Raw genomic sequence first — 14272 nt, 5'->3', positions numbered from 1 at the left:
AATCTAACGGACCGTCAGAAACTCCGGGAGGGGACGCGACGTGGGCAACTTCTTGGGCGGCAAGGTGGTCGCCGTCACCGGGGCCGGGCGGGGCATCGGCCGAGCCGTGGCACTGGCCTGCGCGGCCGAAGGAGCCCAGGTCGTCATCAATGACTACGGGGTGTCGATCGAGGGCGGCGAACCCAGCAGCGAAGTCGCCGAGGCGGTGGTCAAGGAGATCGAGGCGGCAGGCGGAGCGGGAGTGGCCGTCGCCGACGACGTCTCGACCATGGCTGGCGGACAGCGGATCGTGGACACCGCGCTCGAACACTACGGACGGCTCGACGGCGTGGTGTGCGTCGCCGGGATCCTGCGCGAGCGGATGCTCTTCAACATGACCGAGGAGGAGTGGGACCCGGTCGTCGCCACCCATCTCAAGGGCACCTTCACTGTCTTCCGGGCGGCCTCCGCGGTGATGCGCAAGCAGGGCTCCGGCACCCTGATCGGCTTCACCAGCGGCAACCACCAGGGGAGCGTCGCGCAGGCCAACTACGCCTCCGCGAAGGGCGGGATCATCTCCCTGGTACGCAGCGCCGCACTCGGCCTCCACAAGTACGGGGTGACCGCCAACTGCGTCGCACCGGTCGCCCGGACGCGGATGTCCGCCAATGTGCCCATGGAGCTCAAGGAGATCGGCGAGCCGGAGGACGTGGCGGCGCTGGTGGTCTATCTGCTGAGCGAACGGGCCCGGGACGAGAAGATCACCGGACAGGTCTATACGATCGCGGGCCCCAAGATCGCGGTCTGGGCCCAGCCCCGGGAACTGCGCGCGGGATACGCGGAAGGCGCCTGGACCCCGGAGAAGATCGCCGACTTCCTCCCGGGCACGGTCGGCACCGACCCCATGCCGATGCTCGCTCAGCTCGACGCCATGGCCAAGGCGGCGGCCAAGGGCCAACGCCCCAACGCGTGACCCGCACCCGCGGGGCGGGGGCACCGCCCGGCGGCGGCCGGCGGCGGCCGGGGGAGCGGGTCGGGAGACGGGAGACGGGAGAAGCCGTGGACTTCGCTTTCGGACCGGAGGACGAACGCTTTCGCACCCGAGCCCGCGACTGGCTCGACGAGCACGTTGCCGACGCCCCGGCCCAACTCGCCCGGCGGCCACAGCCACAGCCACAGCCACAGGCGCAGGCGCAGTTGCAGGCGCAGTCCGGCGCCGACCACGACGGCCCACCGGCACCGGCGGACGCACACCGCGCCTGGGAGCGGGAACTCGGCGCCGGCGGCTGGATCGGGCTCGGCTGGGACCGTACGCACGGCACCTACGGCAACCAGCCCGCCACCCTCACCCAGCAGGTCGTCTGGGCCGAGGAGTACGCCCGCGCCGGGGCCCCCGCCCGGCTCGGCCACATCGGCGAAAACCTCCTCGCTCCGACCCTGCTCGCGTACGGCAACGACACCCAGCGCGCCCGCTTTCTGCCCCCCATCGCCCGCGGCGAGGAGCTGTGGTGCCAGGGCTACAGCGAGCCCGAGGCCGGATCGGACCTCGCCGGGGTGCGTACCCGCGCCGTCCGCGACCCGGGCGACGGCACGTACCGCGTCACCGGGCAGAAGATCTGGACCTCCCTCGCCCAGGAAGCTGACTGGTGCTTTGTCCTGGCGCGCACCGAGGACGGCTCACAACGCCATCATGGTCTCTCCTTTCTTCTCGTACCGATGGGCCAGCCCGGACGGGTCGAAGTGCGCCCGATCCGCCAGCTGACCGGCGACGCCGAGTTCAACGAGGTCTTCTTCGACGGCGCGGTGGCGCGCCCGGAACACCTCGTCGGCGGCCCCGGCCAGGGCTGGCGCGTGGCCATGGGCCTGCTCGCCGTGGAGCGCGGCGTCTCCACCCTCGCCCAGCAGATCGGCTTCGCCCAGGAGCTCGACCGGGTCGTCCGGCTGGCGCTGCGCACGGGCGCCGCCGACGACCCCGTACTGCGCGACCGGCTTGTCGAGCAGTGGGCCGAGCTGAAGACCATGCGCTGGAACGCGCTGCGGACCCTGGGCGAGGCATCGGGCCCCGGCGCGCCCAGCGTCGCCAAGCTGCTGTGGGGCGGCTGGCACCAGCGGCTGGGCGAACTGGCCGTGCGGATACGCGGCGCCGCGGCCGCCCTCGGCCCCGGGCGGTGGACCGCCGAGCGCCCGTACGAACTCGACGACGCGCAGCGCCTCTTCCTCTTCTCCCGGGCCGACACGATCTACGGCGGCTCGGATGAGATCCAGCGGAACATCATCGCCGAGCGCGTTCTCAACCTCCCTAAGGAATCACGCGGATGAAGACCTACGGGCCGACGGCGGACGGGCAGAAGGCGGACGGGCAGAGGGTGGGCCGGCAGACGGCGTACGGGCATTGGATCGGGGGCGGTCGGCGGCGGCCCGGGCAGGGGCACTATCCGGTCGTCAATCCCGCCACCGAGCAGATCGTCGGCCATGCCCCGGAGGCCGACGCGGCCGACGTCGACGCCGCCGTGAGCGCGGCACGGGACGCCTACGAGGGGTGGGCGCGCACTGCCCCCCATGAGCGCGCCGCCGTGCTCGACCGCGCCGCCACCCTGATCGCCGAGCACGCCCGGGAGCTGATCCCGCTGGCCCAGGCCGAGACGGGCGCGACGATGCGCGTCGCCAAGGCCATGCAGGTGCCCCCGGCCGCCGACCGCTTCCGGCGGTATGCGCGAGGCGCCGTCGAGCCGGACACGGTCCCGCTCGCGCCCCTGCCCGTTGCCGCCTCGCCCCTCGCCCCCGGCGGACTCATCGGCGCGGCCGCCGTCCGCCGCCCCGTGGGTGTCGTGGGCTGTATCACCTCCTACAACTTCCCCCTCGCCAACCTCGCGGGCAAGGTCGCCCCAGCCCTGGCGATGGGTAATACGGTCGTCGCCAAACCGGCCCCGCAGGACCCTCTGTGCTGTTTGGAACTCGGCCCCCTGCTGAAGGAGGCCGGGCTCCCGGACGGTGTCTTCAATGTCGTCACCGGATCGGGCGCGGCCGTGGGCGAGGCACTTGTGGCGCACCCGGGCGTCGACATGGTCAGCTTCACCGGCTCCACCGCCGTGGGAAAGAGGATCGCCGAGTCCGCAGGCCACTCGATGAAGCGCACCCTGATGGAGCTGGGGGGCAAGGGCGCGGCCATCGTCCTTGGGGACGCCGACGAGTCCGTGATCAAGTCGGCGGTCGGGGCGGTCGGTTCGACCTGGTCTTTCCATAGCGGGCAGATCTGCACGGCGCCGACCCGTGTGCTCGTCCATCGATCGCTGTACGAGAAGGTCATCGCCGCACTCACACGGTATGCGAAGTCACTGATCGTCGGGGACCCTGTGGATAACTCCACGATCGTCGGCCCGTTGATCTCCGCGGCCCAGCGCGACCGCGTCGAGGCGTACCTCGCCGGGGCTCGTGACCAGGGCGCCCGGATCGTGGTGGGCGGCGAACGCCCCGCGGTCGAGCCCGGCTTCTACGTCGCCCCGACCCTGATCACCGACGCGGCCCCCGGTATGACCGTCGCGCAGGAGGAGATCTTCGGCCCGGTCGTCGTCGCCCTCCCCTTCGACGACGAGGACGAGGCGGTCCGTATCGCCTGCTCCACGCCGTACGGCCTGTACGACTACGTCTTCAGCGCCGACGCGGGCCGCGCCTGGGCCCTCGCCGCCCGCCTGCGCAGCGGCAATGTCGGCATCAACACCGCCCAGCGCCACCCGGAGACGCCGTTCGGCGGCTTCAAGCACAGCGGGGTGGGCCGCGACGGCGGCTCGTTCGGCCTGCACGCGTACAGCGAACTTCAGTCGGTGGTCTGGGCTTCCTGAAAGTGGTCCGGGCTTCCCGAGAAGCCTGAGCAGTCCTGATCAGTCCTGATCAGGTCGGAGCAGGTCGGAGCAGGCCGGAGCAGTACTGAGCGGTCCTGAGAAGCAGGGGCAGACGTGCGACAGGAAAAGAGAGTGGTGAAGTGGTGATGAGAGGCGTCATCTTCGACGGCACCGAACCTCGCGTGGTCGACGACCTGGAGATCCGGGCGCCCGGCCCAGGTGAGGTGCTGGTCGGCGTCGCCGCAGCGGGCCTGTGCCACAGCGATCTGTCCGTCCTCGACGGCACCATCCCCTTTCCGGTCCCGGTCGTGCTCGGCCACGAGGGCGCGGGCACGGTGATGGAGGTCGGCGCCGGCGTCACACATGTCGCCCCCGGCGACCATGTCGCCCTGACCACCATCGCCAACTGCGGGACCTGCGCCGACTGCGGCCGCGGCCGCCCCACCATGTGCCGCAAGGCGATCGGCAGGCCGGGCAAGCCGTTCAGCCGCGCCGGGCAGCCGTTGTACAACTTCGCCTCGAACTCCGCCTTCGCCGAGCGCACGCTGGTCAAGGCCGTGCAGGCGGTCAGGATTCCCGAGGACATCCCCCTCGCTTCGGCCGCCCTCATCGGCTGCGGCGTCCTCACCGGCGTCGGCGCCGTGCTCAACCGCGCCCGGGTCGACCGCGGCGAGTCGGTCGTCGTCATCGGCACCGGCGGAATCGGGCTCAATGTGCTGCAGGGCGCCCGGATCGCCGGGGCCGGGCCGATCGTCGCCGTCGATTCCAACCCCGCCAAGGAGGCGCTGGCCAGGCAGTTCGGCGCCACGCACTTCATCGCCTCGACGGCCGCCGCCCGCGAGATCCTGCCGTCCGGCGCCGACCACGCCTTCGAGTGCGTCGGCAGCACCCGGCTCATCCGGGAGGCCGTGGACCTGCTCGACCGGCACGGCCAGGCGGTGCTGCTCGGCGTGCCGCCCGCCGATGCCGAAGCGTCCTTCCTGGTCTCCTCCATGTATCTGGACAAGGCCATCCTGGGCTGCCGCTACGGCTCGGCCCGGCCGCAGCGCGATATCGCGCTGTACGCGGACCTCTACCGCCAGGGCCGGCTGCTGCTGGACGAACTGGTCACCCAGACCTACCCCGTCGAGGACTTCCCCAAGGCCTCCGACGACGCGCGGGCGGGCCGGGTGGCGCGGGCCGTGCTCACGTTCTGATCGCTGCGTTGGTGCCCGCGGGACTACCTGCCGCCGAAGGCGTCGGCCATGGCACCGATGGCCGTGGCACGGAAGGTGCGCCGGTAGGCCGTGGGCGAGACGCCGAGCGCCGTCTGCAGGTGCTGCCGCATCGACGCGGCCGTGCCGAAGCCCGCGTCCCGCGCCACCTGGTCCACCGACAGATCGGTGCCCTCCAGCAGATGCCTGGCCCGCTCCACACGCTGCTGTACGAGCCACTGCCCGGGGCTGATCCCAACCTCCTCGCGGAAGCGGCGGGTGAAGGTCCGTACGCTCATCGACTCCTGGTCGGCCCACTCGCGCAGCGAGATCGGGCGTTCCAGGCGGCTCAGCGCCCAGGCGCGCGCCGTCGTCGTGGTCGCCTGCTGCGGTTCGGGGAGCGGGCGTTCGATGTACTGCGCCTGGCCGCCGTCGCGGTACGGCGGCACCAGGCTGCGCCGCGCGACCTCGTTGGCGACGGCCGCGCCGTGATCGCGCCGCACGACGTGCAGGCACAGGTCGATGCCCGAGGCGACGCCCGCGGAGGTGAGCACATCGCCGTCGTCCACGAAGAGCACGTCCGGGTCGACCGCGATGGAGGGGAAGAGGGTCTGGAAGTGGGCGGAGCTCCGCCAGTGGGTGGTGGCGGGGCGGCCGTCGAGCAGCCCGGCGGCCGCGAGCACATAGCTGCCGGTGCAGATGGACATCCAGCGGACGCCGGGCCGGGCGTGGAGCAGGGCGGCGGCGAGCGCCGGCGGAAGTGTGCCCTCCGTATAGACCTGCCCCATCTCGTAGCTGGTGGGTACGACGATGGTGTCGGCTTCGGCCAGCGCCTCGGGGCCGCGTTCGACGACGATCGGGAAGTCGGCGTCCGTCGACACCTCGCCGGGCTCAGGAGTGCAGCTGAACACCTTGTAGAAGCGTTCGCCCTCCGCGGAGCGGGCCCCGCCGAAGATCCTGAAGGGGATGCCCAGCTCGAAGGGGATCACACCGGGCAGGACCAGCACGGCGATCCGGTGCCGGCTGTCGGCGTCCATGGACGAGGGCATACGGGCCTCCAGTGCATATCTCGTGGCCCGATCCTAACGAATGCTGTCTCTCGGGCCACTCGTACGGGCCGATCGCAGCGTTGATGCTGGTCAGGTGACGCAGACAACCGAACTCCCAGGGACTCCAGGTCAGGACGAGCAACCCCTTCCCGCCCGGCGGCGGAGGATTCACCGTGCGTGGTGGGTCGCCGCCGTCACCTTTGTGACGATCGTCGGCGCGGCCGGCTTCGCCTCGCTCCCCGGTCTGCTGATCGACCCCCTGCACGAGGAGTTCGGCTGGTCGCGGGGGCTGATCGGCTTCGCGGTGTCCGTGAATCTCGCCCTCTATGGGCTCACCGCGCCGTTTGCCGCCGCCCTTATGGATCGCTTCGGCATCCGTAAGGTCGTTGCCTGCGCGCTGACGGTGATCGCCGTAGGGGCCGGGCTCACGGTCTTCATGACCGAAGCCTGGCAGCTCGTCCTGTGCTGGGGAGTCCTCGTGGGCCTCGGCAGCGGCTCCATGGCGCTGGCCTTCGCCGCGACGGTCACCAATCGGTGGTTCGTCGAGCGGCGCGGCCTGGTCACCGGCATTCTCACGGCGGGAGGCGCGTCCGGGCAGCTGGTGTTCCTGCCCGCCCTGTCGTGGATCGTGGAGCACCACCACTGGCGCCCGGCCGCGGTCACGGTGGCGGTCGTCGCGTTCGCCGTCGTCCCCTTCGTCTGGCTGCTGCTGCGCGACCACCCGGCCGATGTGGGGCTGGCCGCGTACGGGGCCGACGGGCCGCCCGCGCCCAAGCCCGCACCGCAGCGGGGAGCGGCCCGCCGGGCGATCACCGCGCTGCTCTCGGCCGCGCGCACCGGCCCGTTCTGGCTGCTGGCCGGGACCTTCGCGATCTGCGGCGCTTCCACCAACGGCCTGGTCAAGACGCACTTCGTGCCCGCCGCGCACGACCATGGCATGCCCGTGACGGCCGCCGCCAGCCTGCTCGCGGTCATCGGGATCTTCGACATCGTGGGCACGGTGGCCTCCGGCTGGTTCACCGACCGGTTCGACGCGCGGCGGCTGCTCGCCGTCTACTACGCGCTGCGTGGGCTCTCGCTGATGTTTCTGCCGATGCTCCTGTCGGACTCCGTGCACCCCCCGATGCTCTTCTTCATCGTCTTCTACGGGCTCGACTGGGTCGCGACCGTGCCGCCCACCATCGCGCTGTGCCGCGAGCACTACGGCGAGGACAGCGCGATCGTCTTCGGATGGGTGCTGGCCTCGCACCAGGTGGGCGCGGGGGTGATCGCCTTCGTCGGAGGCGTGGCGCGGGACACCTTCGGGTCGTACGACATGGTCTGGTACAGCGCGGGCGCGCTGTGCGCGGTGGCCGCGCTGATGGCCCTGGTCATTCGGCGGGAGCGGGAGGAGGTCCCCCGCATCGCCTAGGTCCTGTCGCCCGGACAGGGCCTAGCTAGGGTCCGTCTTCAAAGGGGGCGTCCGGCCGCGAGCGGCGTCTGGTGCAGGGGGCACCTCCCAGCGGTAGCTGGGGGAGCATCGCAAGGCGGAGGCTGTGACATCGGCGGCTGCCGCCGCGGGCCCTCGTACCGGGCGCTGCGGTCGATGTGCCGCTGGCGCGGCGTGGCGGGCGGTTCCGACAACGCGGCGAGGTGCCGCCCGCCGCGGCAGGGGGCACCTCCCAGCGGTAGCTGGGGGAGGCTGATGTCACTGTGGCGTCGTGAGCAGGGCGCCCCTTTGAAGACGGGCCCTAGGGCTGAGCCCGGTCCTGGCCGTGCGGTGCCAGCGTGGTGAACTCGCCGCGGTGGAAGAGGAGAGGGCCCGACCGGGCGGTGAGGTCGTCCGTGCCGAGGGCACGGACGCGGCCCACGACCACCAGGTGGTCGCCGCCGGTGTGCACGGCGTGGACCGTGCAGTCGATCCACGCGGGGACGTCCGCGAGCCGCGGCGAGCCGGTCGCCGGGGTCGGCTGGTGCCGGACGCCGGCGAACTTGTCCGGCCGCCGGGATGCGCTCACCGCGAAGCCCCGGCACAGCTCACCCTGGTCCGCCCCCAGGATGTTGACGCAGAAGGCCCCGGCGCGGGCGATGCGCGGCCAGGTCGTGGACGTACGGGCGACCATGAAGGCGATCAGCGGCGGGTCGAGGGAGAGGGAGGAGAAGGACTGGCAGGCGAACCCGGCCGGGCCCTCCTCGTCCACGGCCGCGATGACCGTGACGCCGCTCGCGAAGTGGCCGAGCACCCGCCGGAACTCCGCCGGGTCCAGCGGAAGACGCTCGTCCGCGCGCACGGCGCGCAGGGCGGGACGGCCGGGCCGGTGCGGCGCCGAGGCCGCCCGCGCCAGGGGGTCGTCGCGGCGCGTGGCGGCGGCCGGCGAGCCGACCGAGCGCAGATAGCGGACCGCGGTGGCTGCCATCCCGGCGTGTCCCATCATGATTCCATTGAATCTGATGCCGCGTCAGATGGGAAGTCCCGGAAGGTGCCCTTCGAAGGCCTGTCGACTCCCTTCACAAGACTCCCTTCACAAGCCCTTTCGCTTCCCTCCGCTCCCTTCGGCGGCCCGGTAGTCAGCGGCCCGGTAGTCAGCGGCCCCGGTACTCGGGGGCGCGGCGCTCGGCGAAGGCGCGAACGCCTTCCTGCGCGTCCGCCGTGGTCATGTTGATCTCCTGGGCCGCCGCCTCGGCGGCGAACGCGGCCGCGCGATCGGCCTCCAGCGAGCCGTTCACCAACTGCTTGGTGAGGGCGATGGCGCGAGTCGGGCCGGCGGCCAGGCGCTCGGCCCACTCGCGGGCGGTCTTGGCCAGCTCGCCGTCCGGGACGACCCGGTTGGCCAGGCCGATCCGCTCGGCCTCGGCGGCGGACAGCGAATCGCCGAAGAACAGCAGTTCCTTCGCCCGCTGCGGGCCGATCAGGCGCGGGAGGAGATAGCCGCCGCCGCCGTCGGGGACCAGCCCGCGGCGTACGAAGACCTCGATGAACCTGGCCGACTCGGCGGCGATCACCAGATCGCAGGCGAAGGCGAGATGGGCGCCGAGCCCGGCCGCGGTCCCGTTCACGGCGGCGATGACCGGCTTCTCGCAGTCCAGCACGGCGGCGATGAGCCGCTGCGCCCCGCGCCGGATCAGCCGGGCCACATCGCCGGCGACCCGTTCGTCCCCGCCGGGGCCCGTGCGGGCACCGCCGCGCAGGTCGGCCCCGGCGCAGAAGCCCTTGCCGGTGGCGGTGATCACCACGGCCCCGACCGCCGGGTCGGCGGAGGCGTCGTCGAGCAGCGAAATCAGGCGTTCGCGCTGGTCAGGGGTGATGGCATTCATCGCGGCCGGGCGGTTGAGGGTGATCCACGCCACGCCGTTGTCAGTGGCGTGCCGTACAACGGATTCAGGTGATTCTTCGGGGGAGGAAGTCATGGGGGAATTCCCTTGGGCTGGGGCCGTGGCCGGGGTGGACGGCGGCGAGGCGGCGGCACCGACTCGGGTGGAGGGCCGGGCGCGCGGGCCGGGTGCCTCAGCGGCACACGGCCAGGGCGTCGAGGGCCACCGCGCCCTGGCCGCGCGGCAGCACCATCAAGGGGTTGACGTCGAGCTCGGCGAGGTCGTCGCCGAGCTCCAGGGCCATGCGCTGGACGCGGAGGACGACCTCGACCAGGGCGTCCACATCGCAGGGGGGCATGCCGCGTACGCCGTCGAGCAGGGCCCGGCCGCGCAGCTCGGTGAGCATCGCTCGCGCCTGGTCCTCGCCGAAGGGCGGCACGCGTACGGCCGTGTCCCGCAGCACCTCGACGAGCACCCCGCCGATGCCCACGGTGACGGTCGGTCCGAAGAGGCTGTCGTGGGTGACGCCGACGACCATCTCCACACCGCGCTCGACCATCTGGCAGACCAGCACGCCGTCCAGCTCGACGCCTTCGTAGCGGGCGATGTCGGTCAGGTCCCGATAGGTGTCGCGGACCTGGCTCGCGGAGGTGAGCCCGAGCCTGACCAGGCCCAGTTCGGTCTTGTGGGCGAGCTGCGGCGCGGAGGCCTTCATGGCGACGGGGTAGCCGACCAGGCCGGCGGCGCGGACGGCCGCCGCCGCGCTGGTCACCAACTGCTCGCGCGGCACCCGGATGCCGTACGCCCGCAGCAGCTGCTTCGCGGCGTGCTCGCTCAGCTGCTCTCCCGGGCGCAGCAGCGCCTGGGCCTTGCGGGCCGAGGGGGAGGGGGTGCGCGGGGCGTCGTCGAAGGGGGAGCGGTAGCCGGCCGTGAAGCGATGGTGCTCCAGATAGGCACGGACGGCGGTGATGCAGTTGGCGAAGGTCCGGAAGGTGGCGACGCGCGAGGAGCCGAGCAGGGTGGTGCGGTAGGCGGCCTCGGTGCCGACCGGCGAGCCCCACACCACGCACACCAGCTTGTCCGTCTCCTCCGCCGCGTCGACCAGGTCCTGCGCCAGCTTGTCGCTCATCGGTGGGAACGGCCCGGTGATCGGGCAGATCAGCACGCCGACGGACGGGTCGGCGAGGATGGCGTCGATGATCTTCCGGCCGCGCCAGTCGCCGACGGGGTGGCCGCCGTTGTCGACGGGGTTGGCGACGCTGAGGTCGTCGGGTATCCACTGGTGGAGCTCGGCCTGCTTCTCGGCGCCGAGTGTGGGCAGCGGGAGCCCGGCGGCCGTCGCGAGGTCGGAGAAGTGGGCGCCGGTGCCCCCGGAGATCGAATAGACCACGACGCCCTCGGCGCGCGGGGGCCGGGCGCGGGCGAGCAGCGCGGCCGTGTCCTGCAGCTCGTCGAGGCCGTCGACCCGGATCACGCCGAACTGCCGCATGGCCGCGTCCACGACCGCGTCCGAGCCGGTCAGCTTGCCGGTGTGGGAGGCGGCCGTGCGGGCCCCGGTCTCGGTGCGGCCGACCTTGACGGCCACGACGGGCACCTTGGCGCGGGCGGCGCGGTCGGCGGCCAGCAGGAAGCTGCGCCCGTCCTTGAGCCCTTCCACATACATCGCGATGGCGCCGACCTCGGGCCGGGAGGCGAAGTAGGAGATGAAGTCGGCGGTCTCCAGGTCGGCCTCGTTGCCGGTGGGGGCCCAGTGGCTGAGCCGGATGCCCAGCTCCTGGAGGGTGAAGACGGGGCGGCCCTGGTGCCCGGACTGGGTGATGAGGGCGATCGCCGGCCCTTCCAGGTCCTCCCGGAACTCCTCGAAGGCGTTGAGGTTGGTGTTGGGGCCCAGGAGGCGCAGTCCGCCGCGCCGTACGGCGGCGGACAGCCGGGCCTGGGCGGCGGCGCCCTCGGCGCCGGTCTCGGCGAAGCCGGAGGCGAAGGCGACGGCGAACTTGACCTTGGCGGAGGCGAGTTCATCGACGAGCGGGAGGGGGTCACGGACGAGGAGGACGGCGAGGTCGACCGGTTCGGGCAGATCGGCCACGGACGGGACGCAGGGGAGGCCGAAGACGGCGGAGCGGGAGGGGTGCACGGGGTGCAGGCGCGCGCCGACGCGCTCGGCCCAGGCGATCAGCTGCCGGGTGATGCCGGTGTTGGGGCGGCCCTCGGCGTCGGAGGCGCCGATGACGGCAACCGACTCGGGGCGGAAGAACCGGTCCAGATCGGGGACGCCGGAGTGCAGCGGGCGGCCGCTGACGTCCACGTCCTCCGCGGCCGCCGATCTGCCGTGGACATGGACGGCGGGGCCGGGAGGCCGGCCGCAGGCGGCGACGCGGGCGTGACGGGAGTTGGTGGTGAGGGTGCCGTGAGTCGATCCAAGCATCGGTATCCGCCACTCCTGCTCGTTGGCGACAAGCCAGATAGCTGACGTCCAGTCAGATTACTCAGGAGTCAGATTAACGGAACTGACACCATGTCAGGAATGGGGGTGCGTGGACAAAACGCAGGGTGACGGGGGCCGCTCTTGAGGCGGTGAGGTGATGGTGCCCGGCGGATCCAGGGGTCACGCCGGGCGAGAGCGGCGATATCACGCCGATGTGCGGTCGATGGCCTTGGCGATTTTGCGTGCGTCGATGGCGAGTTCGCGGAACATGCCGCTGATCGGGTTCGTATAGCCCGTGAAGTGCAGGCCCGGAGCCGAGGGGGCGGTGCGCGGGCCGTGGGCCAGCGGCTTGCCGCGCGCGTCGAGCACGTCCAGGTGGCCGACGAGGTCGTCCAGGCCGCGCCGGTAGCCGGTCGCCGCGACCACGGTGTCGGGGCTGATGCGGGAGCCGTCGGCGAGCGCCACCTTGTCCTCCTCAAAGGACTCGACCGCCGCCACCACCTCCACCTTCCCGGCCTGGACCGCGTCGATGAGGCCGACGTCCTGCACCGGGATCGCGCCTTGGCGCACCCGGGTGTACAGGCCGGTCTCCGGCAAGGGCAGTCCGTGCTCGGCGAGGTCCGGCATGGTGAGCCGGTTCATCACCCGCGCCGCCCGGTCCACCAGCGTGGTGGGCAGCCGCCGCACCATGATGCCGGTGGCCTGTGCGGGCCAGCCCGCCGTGGAGCGGCGCAGGATGTGCGGCACGGTGCGCACCGCGAGCCGCACCCGGGCCGCGCCGCCCTCGACGAGGTCGACCGCGATCTCGGCGCCCGTGTTGCCGATGCCGACGACCAGGACGTCCCGGCCCTCGTAGGGGCGGGCGTTGCGGTAGCGGCTCGCGTGCAGCAGCTCGCCGGTATAGGTCTTCCGGCCAGGCCAGTCGGGCACGCGCGGGGTGTGGTTGTAACCGGTGGCCACGACCACGACGGGCGAGGAGGGCGCCCGCCCGCCCGTGGCCCGCAGCACCCAACCCTCGCCGTCCGGGGCCCGGTCGATCCGTGAGACCTCCACCCCGGTGACGATCTCCAGCCGGTGGTGCTCGACGTACTGCTCCAGATAGCGCACCACGTCGTCGCGGGCGACCCACCGCCCGTACGCACGGGGGATCGCGAGCCCGGGGAGGGCGGACAGGCGGCGGGTGGTGTGCAGGTGCAGCCGGTCGTAATGGGCGCGCCAGGAGGCGGCGACCGCCTCCGACTTCTCCAGGACCACCGCGCGGATGCCGCGTTCGCGCAGGGCCGCCGCTGTGGCGAGCCCGCCCGGGCCGGCGCCGATCACGTACACGGGTGAGGAGTGCTCGGGGAAGGTGTCGGCCATGGGCGTGAGCGTAGCCAGATATTTGACAGGTTTCCGACAAATTTATTCCGAATCGGTTGCGGATCGATCACAGGCCGCTGCGCGACCCCTTGCGCGCCTGTGCCCGCGTCCGCTGAACTGACGTACCGTCAGATTGTGTCGTCGGCGCCCGATGGGGCGGACGGAGAGGGGGGAGAGATGCGTACGATCTGGCTCAGCGGGCCCGAATGGCTCGCCGTGCTCCGCATCGGGCTCGGCCTGTGGTGGCTGGAGAGCTGGCGGCACAAGGACAAGAAGGCCTGGCTGGAACGGAACACCGGCATCACCTGGGCGGCCGGGATCGCCGCCAAGCACCGCTGGGCGTTCGTACGCGGCGGATTCGCCGCCGTCGTCGGGTCCCGCCCCAAGCTGATGGCGTATGTCGTCCTCTACGCCGAGCTGGCCATCGGCCTCGGCCTGGTCCTGGGCTTCCTCACCCCGATCGCCCTGATCGGCGGCGTGCTGCTGAACCTGCTCTACTTCTTGCTGATGATCCACGACTGGGCCGAGCAGGGGCAGAACTCCATGATGGTGCTCATCTCCCTGGTCGCCCTCCTCGGCATGAGCTGGCAGACCTGGGCGCTGGACGAGTCATGGGGGCTGTTCCTGTGAGCGCGCCCCCCGCGGGCACGCCCCGCTTCGACCTGCCGGAGATCGACGACTTCACCCGCCCCTACTGGGACGCGGCCGCGCAGGGGCAGCTGCTGATCCGCCGCTGCGCGGACTGCGGCCAAGCCCACCACTACCCCCGTGAGTTCTGTCCCCGGTGCTGGAGCGAGAGCGTCGTCTGGGAGCGGGCGAGCGGCCGCGCGACCCTCTACACCTGGTCCGTGGTGCACCGCAACGACCTGCCTCCATTCGGCGCGCGTGTCCCCTATACCGCCGCCGTCGTCGAACTCGCCGAGGGCCCACGGATGATGACCGAGCTGGTCGGCCACGCGGGCCTGGACCAGAGTGTGGACATGGACCTGCGCACGGACATGGATCTGCGTGTGGGCATGGATCTGCGCGTCGACTTCCGCGCCGCGCACGAGGGCGCCCCGGCGATCCCCGTCTTCCGCCCCGCCGCGTGACCGGCCGGGTGCGGCCGGAAGGCTGAAGCCGTACCGGACATCGACA

The 14272-nt window shown here is 72.1% G+C and carries 12 protein-coding genes; 7 read left to right on the top strand and 5 right to left on the bottom strand.

The features are described 5' to 3' along the window. The first annotated feature begins 40 nt into the window (after window positions 1–40). The 4 genes from ACH4U7_RS14625 to ACH4U7_RS14610 all read left to right on the top strand — a co-directional run bounded on the left by ACH4U7_RS14625 (window position 41) and on the right by ACH4U7_RS14610 (window position 5014). The gene (locus ACH4U7_RS14625; protein ID WP_398528304.1) at window positions 41–952 is read left to right on the top strand and encodes an SDR family oxidoreductase; all 912 of its coding nucleotides are present in this window, start codon (window positions 41–43) and stop codon (window positions 950–952) included. 86 nt (window positions 953–1038) lie between these two features. Continuing rightward, complete coding sequence (locus tag ACH4U7_RS14620; RefSeq protein WP_398528303.1) at window positions 1039–2298, top strand: acyl-CoA dehydrogenase family protein; 1260 nt, start codon at window positions 1039–1041, stop codon at window positions 2296–2298. Further along, window positions 2295–3818: an aldehyde dehydrogenase family protein gene (locus ACH4U7_RS14615; protein WP_398528302.1), complete on the top strand. Its 1524-nt coding sequence runs from the start codon at window positions 2295–2297 to the stop codon at window positions 3816–3818. The genes ACH4U7_RS14620 and ACH4U7_RS14615 overlap by 4 nt, the downstream gene beginning before the upstream one ends. Before the next feature lie 146 nt (window positions 3819–3964). After that, on the top strand, window positions 3965–5014 hold the full coding sequence (locus ACH4U7_RS14610; protein ID WP_398528301.1) for a Zn-dependent alcohol dehydrogenase: 1050 nt from the start codon (window positions 3965–3967) through the stop codon (window positions 5012–5014). A gap of 23 nt (window positions 5015–5037) precedes the next feature. Here ACH4U7_RS14610 and ACH4U7_RS14605 read toward each other — a convergent pair whose 3' ends face one another. After that, window positions 5038–6048 carry a GlxA family transcriptional regulator gene (locus ACH4U7_RS14605; protein WP_398528300.1) on the bottom strand — a complete coding sequence of 337 codons (1011 nt, stop codon included), beginning with the start codon at window positions 6046–6048 and terminating at the stop codon, window positions 5038–5040. Window positions 6049–6154: 106 nt separating this feature from the next. Between ACH4U7_RS14605 and ACH4U7_RS14600 the strand changes: the two genes are divergently transcribed. Continuing rightward, window positions 6155–7471 (top strand): MFS transporter, encoded by a 1317-nt coding sequence (locus tag ACH4U7_RS14600; RefSeq protein WP_398528299.1) that lies wholly within the window; start codon window positions 6155–6157, stop codon window positions 7469–7471. 319 nt (window positions 7472–7790) lie between these two features. Here the strand turns inward: ACH4U7_RS14600 and ACH4U7_RS14595 are convergent, their stop codons facing one another. The 4 genes from ACH4U7_RS14595 to ACH4U7_RS14580 form a co-directional block, all read right to left on the bottom strand. Next, window positions 7791–8456, bottom strand: a complete 666-nt coding sequence (locus tag ACH4U7_RS14595) for a flavin reductase family protein (RefSeq protein ID WP_398528527.1) — start codon at window positions 8454–8456, stop codon at window positions 7791–7793. Window positions 8457–8622: 166 nt separating this feature from the next. Continuing rightward, on the bottom strand, window positions 8623–9447 hold the full coding sequence (locus tag ACH4U7_RS14590) for an enoyl-CoA hydratase/isomerase family protein (RefSeq protein ID WP_398528298.1): 825 nt from the start codon (window positions 9445–9447) through the stop codon (window positions 8623–8625). Window positions 9448–9544: 97 nt separating this feature from the next. Then, complete coding sequence (locus ACH4U7_RS14585; protein ID WP_398528297.1) at window positions 9545–11776, bottom strand: acetate--CoA ligase family protein; 2232 nt, start codon at window positions 11774–11776, stop codon at window positions 9545–9547. A 204-nt stretch (window positions 11777–11980) separates the two neighbouring features. Next, on the bottom strand, window positions 11981–13135 hold the full coding sequence (locus tag ACH4U7_RS14580) for a flavin-containing monooxygenase (RefSeq protein WP_398528296.1): 1155 nt from the start codon (window positions 13133–13135) through the stop codon (window positions 11981–11983). Between the two features lie 177 nt (window positions 13136–13312). Between ACH4U7_RS14580 and ACH4U7_RS14575 the strand changes: the two genes are divergently transcribed. Continuing rightward, window positions 13313–13765, top strand: coding sequence for a DoxX family protein (locus tag ACH4U7_RS14575; protein WP_398528295.1), 453 nt, complete (start codon window positions 13313–13315; stop codon window positions 13763–13765). Further along, on the top strand, window positions 13762–14226 hold the full coding sequence (locus ACH4U7_RS14570) for a Zn-ribbon domain-containing OB-fold protein (protein WP_398528294.1): 465 nt from the start codon (window positions 13762–13764) through the stop codon (window positions 14224–14226). Before ACH4U7_RS14575 ends, ACH4U7_RS14570 begins: the two co-directional genes overlap by 4 nt. Window positions 14227–14272: the final 46 nt, after the last annotated feature.

This window comes from Streptomyces sp. NPDC020845, assembly GCF_044334165.1.
Lineage (GTDB): Bacteria > Actinomycetota > Actinomycetes > Streptomycetales > Streptomycetaceae > Streptomyces.
The sequence above is the reverse complement of the archived record's forward strand: the minus strand, read 5'-3'. Positions and strand labels throughout refer to the sequence as shown.